Annotated in this window: 12 protein-coding genes; all 12 read right to left on the bottom strand. The window is 45.8% G+C overall.

Going from position 1 to position 12,753, the window contains the following annotated elements:
• Positions 1 to 290 precede the first annotated feature (290 nt).
• The gene (gene gatB / locus DWV34_RS04610) at positions 291 to 1,730 is read right to left on the bottom strand and encodes an Asp-tRNA(Asn)/Glu-tRNA(Gln) amidotransferase subunit GatB (RefSeq protein WP_006568026.1); all 1,440 of its coding nucleotides are present in this window, start codon (positions 1,728 to 1,730) and stop codon (positions 291 to 293) included.
• A complete protein-coding gene (gatA, locus tag DWV34_RS04615; protein ID WP_006568027.1) occupies positions 1,730 to 3,202 on the bottom strand; it encodes an Asp-tRNA(Asn)/Glu-tRNA(Gln) amidotransferase subunit GatA in 1,473 nt (490 codons plus the stop codon). Before gatA ends, gatB begins: the two co-directional genes overlap by 1 nt.
• Positions 3,203 to 3,211: 9 nt before the next feature.
• Entirely contained in the window at positions 3,212 to 3,505 is a 294-nt protein-coding gene (gatC, locus tag DWV34_RS04620) for an Asp-tRNA(Asn)/Glu-tRNA(Gln) amidotransferase subunit GatC (protein ID WP_009290330.1), read from the bottom strand.
• Positions 3,506 to 3,844: 339 nt separating this feature from the next.
• Complete coding sequence (locus DWV34_RS04625; RefSeq protein WP_243000817.1) at positions 3,845 to 4,894, bottom strand: hypothetical protein; 1,050 nt, start codon at positions 4,892 to 4,894, stop codon at positions 3,845 to 3,847.
• 32 nt (positions 4,895 to 4,926) lie between these two features.
• Positions 4,927 to 5,361 carry a hypothetical protein gene (locus DWV34_RS04630; protein ID WP_009290328.1) on the bottom strand — a complete coding sequence of 145 codons (435 nt, stop codon included), beginning with the start codon at positions 5,359 to 5,361 and terminating at the stop codon, positions 4,927 to 4,929.
• A gap of 21 nt (positions 5,362 to 5,382) precedes the next feature.
• Positions 5,383 to 6,027: an HAD family hydrolase gene (locus DWV34_RS04635; RefSeq protein ID WP_009290327.1), complete on the bottom strand. Its 645-nt coding sequence runs from the start codon at positions 6,025 to 6,027 to the stop codon at positions 5,383 to 5,385.
• A gap of 277 nt (positions 6,028 to 6,304) precedes the next feature.
• Positions 6,305 to 6,940 carry a thiamine diphosphokinase gene (locus tag DWV34_RS04640; protein ID WP_022261287.1) on the bottom strand — a complete coding sequence of 212 codons (636 nt, stop codon included), beginning with the start codon at positions 6,938 to 6,940 and terminating at the stop codon, positions 6,305 to 6,307.
• On the bottom strand, positions 6,940 to 7,815 hold the full coding sequence (gene rsgA, locus DWV34_RS04645; RefSeq protein ID WP_006568034.1) for a ribosome small subunit-dependent GTPase A: 876 nt from the start codon (positions 7,813 to 7,815) through the stop codon (positions 6,940 to 6,942). Before rsgA ends, DWV34_RS04640 begins: the two co-directional genes overlap by 1 nt.
• Positions 7,816 to 7,824: 9 nt before the next feature.
• Positions 7,825 to 9,612 carry a Stk1 family PASTA domain-containing Ser/Thr kinase gene (pknB, locus tag DWV34_RS04650; protein WP_009290322.1) on the bottom strand — a complete coding sequence of 596 codons (1,788 nt, stop codon included), beginning with the start codon at positions 9,610 to 9,612 and terminating at the stop codon, positions 7,825 to 7,827.
• Positions 9,606 to 10,343 (bottom strand): Stp1/IreP family PP2C-type Ser/Thr phosphatase, encoded by a 738-nt coding sequence (locus DWV34_RS04655; RefSeq protein WP_006568036.1) that lies wholly within the window; start codon positions 10,341 to 10,343, stop codon positions 9,606 to 9,608. Before DWV34_RS04655 ends, pknB begins: the two co-directional genes overlap by 7 nt.
• Before the next feature lies 1 nt (position 10,344).
• Positions 10,345 to 11,409 carry a 23S rRNA (adenine(2503)-C(2))-methyltransferase RlmN gene (gene rlmN / locus DWV34_RS04660; protein WP_118475545.1) on the bottom strand — a complete coding sequence of 355 codons (1,065 nt, stop codon included), beginning with the start codon at positions 11,407 to 11,409 and terminating at the stop codon, positions 10,345 to 10,347.
• Positions 11,406 to 12,752 carry a 16S rRNA (cytosine(967)-C(5))-methyltransferase RsmB gene (gene rsmB, locus DWV34_RS04665; protein WP_118475547.1) on the bottom strand — a complete coding sequence of 449 codons (1,347 nt, stop codon included), beginning with the start codon at positions 12,750 to 12,752 and terminating at the stop codon, positions 11,406 to 11,408. The genes rlmN and rsmB overlap by 4 nt, the downstream gene beginning before the upstream one ends.
• Between the last annotated feature and the right edge of the window lies 1 nt (position 12,753).

Below are 12,753 nucleotides of genomic sequence, written 5' to 3' on the forward strand. Positions count from 1 at the left end.
TATTGTACTTTCTTTTAATTCCCATTTCAAGCGGTATCCTACATCATAAGCACCTGCATGATCAAAATCAGGGTTATTCCAAGGGAAAGCAGAAACATCGACCTGTAAAAATCCTTCATGATAACGCTCCTTCTGATTTGTTTTTCCGTTGTATTTTATGTGATACTGTTATCATACCGGATTTCTCTTTCAGAATTCCCAACCAATTTGTGAAAAATTTCTTAACATTTTGTGTTTTTATACAAAAACAGAAGCTTTGGATGACAATCATACCAAAGCTTCTGTTCTTTTTATAAACTTTCTAATATTTCTTTCAGTATCTTATTGACAACTCCGGGATCTGCTTTCCCCTGGGTTGCTTTCATAGTCTGCCCCACAAGGAATCCCATGGCTTTTTTCTTTCCTGCCTTATAGTCCTCCACTGACTTCGGATTGTCTTTGACGATCTGTCCGATGGTTTCTTTCAGAGCCCCCTCGTCATTCATTGATTTCAATCCGTGCTCTTCAACATAGGCTTTCGGGTCCACATCTTCTTTGAAAATCTTCTCAAAGACTTCTTTTGCGACCTTTCGGTTGATCTCATTTTCTTTCACCATGCTGATCAGGGCTGCCAGATGCTCCGGTGAAAAAGAAAGATCTGTAAGGTCCATTTCCGAATCGTTAACCAGACGCATTGTCTCTCCCATGAGCCAGTTGGATACTTCCTTCGCCTCGGCTCCGTGGGTGATCGTCGCCTCAAAAATATCTGCCAGATGTTTGCTTCCCGTGATAATGTCAATATCATAATCCGGAAGGCCGTATTCTTCTTTATAGCGGTTTCTCTTTTCATCCCGCAGTTCCGGCTGTGCCTCTTTTATCTGGCTGATCCACTCATCGCTGATGATGACCGGCACGAGATCAGGGTCCGGGAAGTAGCGGTAATCCTGTGCGTCCTCTTTGGAACGCATTTGATAAGATTTTTCTTTTGTGTCGTCCCAGCGTCTTGTCTCCTGCGTCACTTCTTTGCCTTCTTCCAGCAGAGAGATCTGGCGGTCCGTCTCTCCTTCAATCGCACGTCTGATCGCCTTAAAAGAGTTCAGATTTTTCATCTCTGTCCTTGTCCCGAACTCTTCTGCTCCTGCCTCTCTTATAGAAAGGTTGACATCGGCTCTCATGGAACCCTCCTGAAGCTTACAGTCGGAGGCGCCGAGATACTGGATGATCAGTCTGAGTTTTTCCAGATAAGCCACGACTTCATCAGCGGAACGCATATCCGGCTCTGAGACAATCTCGATCAGCGGCACTCCGGAACGATTGTAATCCACAAGGGAACAGTCTTCCCATTCGTCATGGATTAATTTACCCGCATCTTCCTCCATATGGATCTCGTGAATTCCAACGGATTTTGTCCCCCCGTCCGTTTCGATCTCCACATGTCCGTCCCGGCAGATCGGAAGATACAGCTGGGAAATCTGATAATTCTGCGGATTGTCGGGATAAAAATAATTCTTCCTGTCAAACTTGCAGTTCTGTGTAATGCTGCAGTTGGTCGCAAGCCCAACAGCCACGGCATATTCGACTACCTGTTTATTTAATACCGGAAGAGAACCCGGCATTCCGGTGCACACCGGACAGGTATGTGTATTCGGCGCACCCCCGAACTCAGTGCTGCATCCGCAGAAGATCTTCGTTTTCGTCGCCAGTTCCACATGGACTTCCAGTCCGATAACGGTCTCATATTGTTTACTCATTACTGAACACCTCCTTTGGCAATTTCTGGTGCTTCATAACTTCTCGTCTGCTCAAATGCATAGGCAGCCCGGATCAGTTTCTTTTCCTGGAAGCAGTCTCCCAAAAGCTGCAGACCGATCGGCAGTCCTTTGCTGTCTTTTCCGCACGGCACACTGATTCCCGGCAGTCCTGCCAGGTTTGCAGAAATCGTGTAAATATCTCCGAGATACATTTTGATCGGATCACTTAAACTGTCCCCAAGCTTCGGGGCGGTGGTAGGTGCCGCCGGTCCGAGAATCAGGTCGTAGGATGCAAATGCTTTGTCAAATTCCTGTTTGATCAATGCTTTTGTCCTCAGTGCCTTCAAATAGTACGCGTCGTAGTAGCCGGAACTTAAGACAAAAGATCCAAGCATGATCCTTCTTTTGACCTCCGGCCCGAATCCTTCGGAACGTGTCTTTTTATACATGGCATGGAGTCCCTCTGCTCCCTTTGCGCGGTATCCGTATTTTATACCGTCAAACCGTGAAAGGTTTGAACTGGCTTCCGCCGCGGCAATAACATAGTATGCAGGGATGGCGTAATCCACGAGCCCCAGGTCAAACTCCTCAATGACGGCTCCCTTTTCCTCCAATGTACGGGCAGCATTCATGACAGCTTCCCTGACTTCAGAGTCCAGTCCTTCCCCGAAATAGTCTTTCGGGATTCCGATCTTCATTCCTTTCACATCGTCAACTAAAGCCGATGTAAAATCATACTCATCCCGCTCAATGGATGTGGAGTCTTTTTTGTCATACGATGCCACAGTTTCCAGAAGAGCCGCACAGTCGGATACATCTTTGGCCATCGGCCCGATCTGATCCAGGGAAGAACCGTAAGCGATCAGTCCGTATCTTGAAATTGTACCATAAGTCGGTTTCATTCCGGTAATTCCGCAGAAAGATGCCGGCTGGCGGATGGATCCTCCGGTATCTGAGCCGAGTGCCATGAAACACTCTCCTGCCGCCACTGCTGCTGCCGATCCGCCGGAAGATCCTCCCGGCACATGTTCCTGATTCCATGGATTTTTTGTCGGCCCAAATGCTGAAGTTTCAGTCGTGCTTCCCATGGCAAACTCATCCATATTCGTCTTTCCTATGATGACCACACCGGCAGCGATCAGGTTTTCCACCGCCTGAGCGGCATAGGTCGGAACAAAATTTTCGAGAATTCTGGAACTGCACGTAGTTTTATATCCCTTTGTACAAATATTATCTTTCACAGCCATCGGAACACCGGCCAGCGGCCCGGTCAATGTGCCGTCATCGATCTGTTTCTGCACCTCTTCTGCTCTCTTTAATGCACTCTCTTCATCATATGATACATAGGCATGCACCGCCGGCTCTGTTTTCCTGATCTGTTCCAGAACAGCCTGTACTGCTTCTACTGAGGTGATCTCTTTTGCTTTTATTTTTCTGCCCAGCTCAAGGGCTGTCAAATCTAAAATTCCCATGGCTTCCTCCTATTCTACGGTCTTTGGCACCACAAAGGCACCTTCTTTTCTCTCCGGTGCATTTTTAAGAATCCCTTCTCTGTCGTCTCCATTGGTGACGATATCTTCTCTGAATACATTGTTTACCGGAAATACGTGAGACATAGGTTCCACACCGTCCGTATCCAGTTCATTCAGCTTGTCGACATAGTCGAGCATACTCTCCATGTCCTTCTTTGCCTGTTCTTTTTCTTCGCCGGACAGCTCAAGCTTTGCCAAAATGCCGACGTATTCAATCGTTTCATCACTGATGTGATTTGCCATTCTAATTCCTCCTTTTATAAAGGGTGGGTGAACTTAAAAATCCCGCTCCAAAGCAAAATTGCTTCGGGGCGGGAATATCTTCCCACGGTACCACCCGTCTTAAAACCAGAATCTCTATTCATATTCTGGCTTCCTCTCGTTTCCGTACTTAACGCGTACCACGTGACCGCCTAACAGGCATCCTACCTTTCAGCCGCCCGGCTCCAAAGTGTTCCCGCCGCAAGGTGTCCCTGGAAAGCTTTCAGTCTGCGGGCTTTCCTCCCTGTAAGGTTCCTTTTGCCTTGAGTCTTTTTCACTGCCTTTCTCCCACTATGATTTTTAATCATAACACAGTTGATTTTATGAATCAAGCCCATTTAACGAATCATAGACATGCATATTTTCAGGTCTGACATGTTTGCTCGGAATCAGCCTGACCTGAAAATATCCTTCCGGTGGAATTTCGATTTCCGTGCCTTTCATAAGTTCTAAATTCACAAATTTTTCTGGATCTTCCCCCTTTGAATCTTCTGAGAGCCAAATACTATTTGCACCAAATTCGTCATCCTTATCTTGTTCATAAGTAAATTTGAATTCACCACCATCGCTGACCGCAACTACATCATAAGTGCCTGCCGGAAAATCTTTTCCTGCTTTCATCACCCCGTCAACTTCTACTTCTTTACTCAGAGGATTTTTCCTGGGTTCTTCCATTTTCTTCATATTAGCATCCGATGTCTCGCAGTTAATATGCCCCCTGCCTGTAACTTCTATTAAAGAGCCCTGATAAAGACGGACGTTTTTTACTTTACAGTACCGCTTTACATCCAATATTTTTTCATCTGTAAACTGTTCGTAAATGCCGATATTCTGTGCATCATTATTTGCTGAAAAATACAGTTCCTCCCCTCCTGCGGTCATTGTATAGTTTCCTTCCGGAAGATCCAATCCTACGATATATCTGCCGGAAGTAAGGTTCACAGAAAACCTCTTTCCGGTCTTCTCCAAATCATAATCCGTATCTTCATATGTATGGTCCGGCATCGTTTTTGTCCACTGTTTCTTTTCATCTTCACTCATAAAAGTCCGGACCTTTTTCATCAGCTGCCCGATATCAGCCTCACTTACCGCATCCAAAAATATACTGGGAATAACCACGAAACTCAAAATAAACTTTATAAGCTTCCCCGCACCTCTTTTTTTCTCGGTGCGGAACTGTCTGTGTGCCTGTTTATGCTGTTTTGTCATAGAGTGCTTTGGCTCTTCGTTGGGCCTGGCTCTGTAATCCGGACGGTTCCCCCTGTTTCCGGATCTTTGCCCGCTCTCCAGTCTTTTAAAGTCATAACCGCACATAGGGCAGATGCCGTTTTTTAATTTTTCATTGCAGATCGGACATTTATCATATTTCATATCCATCTCCTCCAGCCGATAAGAATATCCTGCTATCTGGCCCGATTCTTAAACTTTTTCTTTTCGATACGTTCTTTATCCTTCTGCTCGATCTCCGGGGCAATGGTCTTTGTAAACCATAAAAGCGCCAGCGCCGGTGCAAGGATCCAGAGTGATCTCTGATCATTTCCCAAAAATGAAATCGTCATAATTCCCCTGGCCTGAAACATCATTACAAACATATAAACAAAGACTAAAAGAAGTGCAATTGACTCTGTTTTCGTATAATTTTTGCCCGTACCGGGTCCCACGAGGAACCGTTCTAGGAGCAGAGCAGCTCCGCTGATCACTGTCAGGATAAATGCCACATCCGTAAACTCAACACTGGATCCCACAAAGTTTTTTACCCAGTCAAACACCAGACTGAATGCAAACATCAGAATTAAAACCAGCCACAATACTTTTTCTAGTTTTTTATATAATTTCATCTTTTCACCTCTGTAAATTATCTACGCATTTTTCAGCATTGGAATCACATCCACTACCCGCTTCACTTTCGTATCTGCCTCTTCCTGCGGCAGACAATATTCTTCCGGCACCTTTGCCACCGTAAAAATTCCGGCGCCTTTGGACGCCCTGATGCCTGCCCTGGAATCCTCCAGAGTAATACACTGTTCCGGCTCCAGGTCCATATATTCCATTGCTTTTAAATAGACATCCGGATGGGGCTTATTTCTCCGCAGCTTTTCTCCGCTGATCACAAAATCAAAATGACTTTCGAGACCGCACTCCTCCAACATTTTTTCGATACAGTCCATAGAATTTCCGGAAGCCAGGGTTGTCTTGATCTTTTTCTTTTTGCAGTATGTAAGCAGCTCCTTCACTCCCGGATTGAGAATATCCCGATAGTTAAATTTTACCTGATCTTTCAGCTGAGCAAACATCTCAGCAAACTCTTCCCTGCTGCTCCTGTCTCCCCAAAACTCCATAAAGTAATCAATAGCCTCCGCATACGGTGTGCCAATGATCTTCTCAAAATCACTCATTCCCATCTCGATACCCTGCTTTTTAAACCATGTCATAAATTTTTTTACATACACAAGCTCACTGTCCACGACGACTCCGTCCATATCCATGATCAAACCTTTTTTCATAATATCAACCCTCTCCAAATATAAAAAATAAACAACACTAAAACAAGTATACCTTATCGTGCGAAGCACGTCCACCCGAGAGACATTTTCCACATAATTTCCGTTCGGCTCTTAGAATGCCTCACTCCAACCATGTAGAAAATGGACGTAATGTCTGCTGGATAAGGACTCATCAAACTGCTGTCACTATCTAACGATAGTTTTTTAGCACTATTGGAGGAACGCATTTCAAAGCGTGACGGAAATAGTGGTAAAAAACTCGTCCACCCCGCCTCATCTAGTCTCTGCTTTCTACCACAAGCAGGGTCCCTGTCTTCATTTCAACGATTCCGCTCTCCTCAGTCAGTTCATTGCTGATCCCCCATGTCTCATGAAACAGAAGGGTATCGTCATTCAGCGGGTAATAAAATCCGTGAAGTGTCACTCCTGTAACCGTGCCCACCGGAATGAGGGAAATATAGTTCCCAAACTGTTCATTTTTATCTATGCAAAGGGGGCGGTCCACTGCCCGGATACGGTTATGTGAATCCACCATATATGCCTCCACTCCATGCTTTAACGCATAGACGAGCTGTCCCATATTGCCGAGTACATGGTCCAGCCTGGTTCCCGTACTCCCAAGTACCGTCACTTTATCGGCTCCCATACGGACTGCCTGCTCCATGGCGATCCCTGTATCCGTGTCGTCTTTTTCTCTCGGCAGAACCATAATGTTTTCTTTTTCAAACTTTTTTACCGTTTCTCTGGGACAACTGTCGAAATCGCCCAAAATAAAATCAGGGCGAATCCCGATCTGCTCTGCATAGAACAGTCCTTTGTCCGCAGCGATGACTTTATCAAATTTCTGTGTCTGAATATAAGAACGGGCGAAGACCCTGTCCAAATCTCCGCCTGTTAAAATCAAGATATGCATTACCATTTTCTCTTTTCTTTTAATTCATTGTAGATGAGTACATAGTTGTCATAGCGTGTCTTACTGATCTTCCCTTCATCAAGCGCCTGTTTGACACCACAGCCAGGTTCATGGGTATGGCTGCATCCCTGGAACCGGCATTGTCCCTCATAGGGTTCAAATTCTTTAAAATAGTATTTAATCTCGTCTTCCTCGAACATATCCACAAACAGAGAGCTGAAGCCCGGCGTATCCATGACGAAGGTGTCTTCTCCCACCCGGATCAGCTCCGAATGTCTGGTCGTATGCTTTCCTCTCTGGATCTTTTCACTTACCGCTCCGGTTTCCATATTTGCATCCGGATATAAAAGATTCATCATAGAAGATTTTCCTACACCGGAAGGGCCTGCAAGCACAGTTGTCTTGTGATCTACGGCCTCCCTGATCTCCGAAAGTCCCGTCTCTCCGGAAACACTGGTAAAGATCACCCGGTGGCCGCAGTCTTTATATACATCCATGAGAACAGACAGTTCTTTTTCTTTTGCAAGATCCGTCTTATTAAAACAAACCACCGCAGGGACTCCCTGCTTCTCCATCATGAGCAAAAACCGGTCCAGAAGATTATAATTTGGTTTTGGATTCTTGGCTGCAAAAATAACCAGCGCCTGATCAATATTTGACACAGCCGGACGGATCAGTTCGTTCGTCCTTGGGAGTAACTCTGTCAGATTTCCCAGCTTTTTTTCTTCATCCAGGACTTCGATCTCTGCCATGTCTCCCACGAGCGGCTTCATCTTCCGGTTTCTGAAAATGCCTTTTGCTTTGCACTCATATAAACCGGTGCCCGTGTCAACATAATAAAACCCTGCAATTCCTTTGATAATTCTTCCCTGCATGAACTGATCTTACTCCTCTGTATTATCTGTGGTGTCTTCTGTTGTCGGCTGCTTTCCAAGGCTTACGACCACGCCAATTCCTGTTCCTTTTGTGACCTTTTTCCCGGCTTTTGGTGACTGACTGATGATGCATCCCTCCGGCACCCTGCTGTCGTACTTTTGGGAAGAGACAATCAGCTTTAATCCTTCTATGCTTAACTCTTCTCTCGCATCCTCTACGGTCTTAAATACGATCTCCGGCACTGTGACCTTGTTCTCACCCTTGCTGACCGTGATCGTCACCTTGGAACCTCTGGAAATTTTGTTCCCCGCTCCAGGAGACTGAGAAATCACATCACCTTCCTTGACACTGGAGCTGAATTTGGTAGACACAGAAACTTTGAATCCCTGGTCTGAAAGAATCTTCGTGGCAGACTTCTGGCTGTATCCGCGGACATCCGGCACCTCAACTTTGCTCTCGCCGGTGCTGACAGTCAATACAATGGTCGTACCCTTTTCCACTTCCTGGTCAGACTCCAGACTCTGGCGGATGATATATCCCGCCTCATAAGAAGAGGAAGCCTCTGTTTTGCGCTCCACTTTCAGATCCTCATCGATGGACGCCAGCGCAGCATCGTAAGTCATTCCCACATAGTTTTCAACCGGTACCTTCTCAAGCTCTTCCGTGGTGCTTTCCTCGGTAGTCGTAAGTTTCTCTGTGCCGGCATTGTCCCCTGAGCGAAACAGCCCTGAACTGTTAATGACCAGCACAATGATGGATATGAGAATAATGGCTCCCACCACAGCAGCCAGGACGACAACCAGTTTTTCGATCTTGGAATTCATGCCCCGCGGCTCTTCCTCATCATCGTCATCCACAAATCCAGATTCCTCTTCCGGTTCTTCTTCTGTCTCCTCCGGTTTTACAAACTCTTTTGTATGAAGCAGCTGCGTCGGTGAATCATCCACAAAGGGCGCCATGCCTACATAGCTTCCTTTCGTGTCTTCAAAAACCAGCTTCAAATCCTCGATCAGTTCATTCACAGACTGATACCGGTCTTCCGGCTTCTTCATGGTACATTTGAGAATGATCTTTTCCAGGCTTTCCGGGATATCTCCGATCAGTTCCCCCGGAGGCGTAATCTCATTCTGGAGATGCATCAGAGCAATGGTAACCCCATTTTCATGGTCAAAAGGAACCTGGCCTGTGGCCATCTCATACATCGTGATGCCCAGGGAATAAATGTCGCTCTTCTCATCACAGTACTTTCCTTTGGCCTGTTCCGGAGAAATATAATGGACTGATCCTATGGCCGTGGATGTGACTGTATTGGAGTTGGCTGCCTTTGCTATTCCAAAATCCGTGACTTTTACCTGACCGGAATCTGAGACCAGAATATTCTGCGGCTTAATATCCCTGTGGATCGTGTGGTGCCCATGGGCATGACTGATCGCTGAAGCTATCTGAAGAGATAATTCTACAGTCTCTTTCGCGGAAAGATGCCCCTTTTTCTTAATATATTCCTTCAGGGTAATGCCTTCTGCCAATTCCATGACAATGTAATTGACACTGCCTTCCTGACCTACATCATATACGTTCACAATATTGGGATGGGCCAGTCTTGCGACCGCCTCTGCTTCCACCTGAAATTTTTTTAAAAACTTCTCATTATCTACATATTCATTTTTCAGCACTTTGATGGCAACGTTCCGGTTGAGTTTATGGCACTTTGCCATGTATACGTCAGCCATCCCGCCGGTACCGATCTTTTTCAGGATTTCATAGCGTCCTCCTAAAATGGTTCCTGTTTCTAACATGTGATCTCACCTCGCTCCCCCAGCGCAACGATCACCAGGGATATATTGTCCTTGCCGCCATATTCGTTGGCCCTGTTCACCAACTGGGCTGCCTTATTTTCTAATTGACTGTGATCCAACAGGAGTTCTTTGATTTCATCATCCGCAACCATGCTCGTCAGTCCGTCACTGCACAACAATAAATATCCGTTTTTCTTTGGCAGCTCAAAAAAATCGGGTACAGATTCAATCCCTGCACCGATCGCTCTCGTGATCAGATTTCTTTTTGGATGCTGCCTCATCTGTCTGCGGTCAATCTCTCCGGCCTTCACCAATTCTTCCACAAAAGAATGGTCTGTTGTCACCTGGACAAGATCCTGATCTGCAAAATACAGACGGCTGTCCCCGATGTTCATCACAAAAATACTCTCTTCTGTCACAGTGGCTGCTACCATAGTTGTTCCCATGCCAGAGTACTCTTCTTCCTGGCACTTCAGCAATATTTCACTGCTCACTTTCTGCAGTGCTTCCTTCATAATCTCAATAGGATCTGAATTCTCTATCTCTCGTATTAATTCCACAAACCGACTGACCGCAAAAGAGGACGCAAAACCTCCTGCCTTGTGGCCTCCCATGCCGTCCGCAACGATATATAAATTATCTAATTGTCCTACGGGTTCATCAGAGTGAAAGATGGTGTCCTGATTTTCAGACCGTACCTTTCCTCTGTGAGAAGTTCCAACGGATTGCATCTTAGTTCTCCTTTTTTGTGTGGATTTCCTGTTTTTCCACAGAATTCAGCTTCTTTCTTCTTAATTGTCCACAGGCAGCGTTGATATCTCTGCCCATTTCTCTTCTTATGGTAACATTTACACGATTTTTTTCAAGTATGTTTTTGAAGTCGTTTACAAACTCCGGCATAGACTGGCGGAAGTCTCTCTCCTTAATAGGATTGACCGGAATCAGATTGACATGGCATGGAAACCCGCCTAAAAAGCGGCAAAGTTCCTTTGCATTTTGGGGACTGTCATTCACTTCTGCTACAAGGCTGTATTCAAATGTGATCCTCCGGCCCGTCCGGTCAAAATAATATTTACAGGCAGCAAGCAGATCTTCCATAGAATACTGATTTGCCACCGGCATCAGGGATTTCCTCATCTCGTCGTTGGAGGCGTGAAGAGAGATCGCAAGAGTCATCTGAAGCTTTTCATCTGCCAGTTCCCGTATTTTCGGCACCAGTCCGCAGGTAGACACTGTCAGGTTTCTTTGACTTAAATTCAGCCCCTTTTCATCGGTCAAGAGTCTGATAAATCTCAAAAGATTTTCATAATTATCCAACGGTTCCCCAGTTCCCATAACGACCACATTGGACACCCGTTCCCCGGTATCTTTCTGGATATAATAAATCTGTCCAAGCATTTCTGACGGTAAAAGATTGCGGTCCAGCCCTCCGAGGGTAGATGCACAGAATCTGCATCCCATCCTGCACCCGGCCTGTGACGAAATGCACACCGAATTGCCGTGCTTGTATTTCATCAGGACACTTTCTATCATATTCCCATCATTCAGCTGAAATAAATACTTTCTTGTGCCGTCAATCCTGGATACATAGGTTTCCACTTCTTTCAGTTCCGCAGCTTCATATTTTTCCTGAAGTTTTTCTTTCAGGTTTTTCGGAAGATTGTTCATCTCATCAAGAGAGGATGCCAGCCTCTTATGGAACCACTCAAATATTTGTTTTGCACGGAACTTCTTTTCTCCCAGTTCTTTCACCGCAAGTTCCAGTTCTTCCAGTGTCATTGATTTCAGATCTCTCATTTTGTTCTCCTAAGTTTTCCGATAAAAAATCCGTCGCACGGATGTATTCCCGGCAGCAGCTGGATATATCCCTCTTTCGCCGTTTTAATGTCAAGAGTTTCGGGAAGAAACGGAGTCAGGTCTTCCGGCTCATATCCGGTCTGTCCCGCAAGCCACCTGAAATTTTCCTCATTTTCTTTCGGATTGATCGTACATGTAGAAAAAAGCAGGCTTCCTCCCGGCTTCACATAGGTCAGGGCAGTTTTTAGTATTTCTCTCTGCAATTTCACCAGGTCTTCCAAAGCGGATTCTTCCAGATTGTACTTAATGTCCTGCTTTTTTCCCATAATTCCAAGTCCGGAACAGGGAACATCGCACAGTACAACATCCATAGACTCTGCCAGGCGTTCATCCGGAATTCTGGCATCCCAGATCTGAGTACGGATATTTTCAAATCCCACACGCTCAATGTTTTCCTTTAACAGTTCCTCTTTGTATTCCGTCAGATCCCGCGCCAGGACCTGCCCCGTTCCGTGGAGTTTGTCTGCCGCATACAGAGCTTTGCCTCCCGGCGCGCTGCACATATCGAGGATCTTCTGTCCCTCTTTTGGATCTGCAGCCTTTCCCGCCAGCATGGAACTTTCATCCTGCACAATAAACCGGCCTTCCCTGAATGATGTGAGACGTCTCAAAAAATCATAGTGAGAAATACGGAGTGCCTCCGGGAGAAGCTTTCCGTCTTCCACCTTGGCGCTGTCCTTTTCCAGGGAAGCGATCAGTTCCTCTCTGGACCCGCTGCTTTCCATCCATGAAACCGTCGTCTTTTTTGGCTCCAGGAAGGAACTAACGATCGTTTCTGTTTCTTCCTCTGAATAAGAGCGGAGAAAATGACGGATGATCCATTCCGGCATGGAACAGGCAACAGACAGATACTTTACAAAGTCCTTATTCCGGTCCGGAAACGGAATCTCCTGCTTCTGTCTGGATATTGTTCTCAAAACACCGTTTACAAAGCCGGATAACTTAGAAAATCCCCGCTTTTTCGCCAGCTTTACACATTCATTGCAGGCCGCGGAATCAGGGATATGATCCATAAATAAAATCTGACAGGCACCCATGCGGAGCAGTGAACGCACCAGCGGCTTCATTTTCCTTTCCTTCGTCTTAGAATACAGATCGATCACATAGTCGATGGTCAGGCGGCGTTCCAGAGTTCCCTGGCATAGCCTTGTAAAAAAAGCCCGGTCCTTCTTTTCACTGAACTGATACTTTTCCAGTGTCTCTCCGATGGCAATATGGGACAGTTCCTCTTTTTTATCTATTTTCATCAGAACATCTAAGGCCAATTCTCTTGGATTCTGCATA

Source organism: Anaerostipes sp. AF04-45, assembly GCF_003461725.1.
Lineage (GTDB): Bacteria > Bacillota > Clostridia > Lachnospirales > Lachnospiraceae > Anaerostipes > Anaerostipes caccae.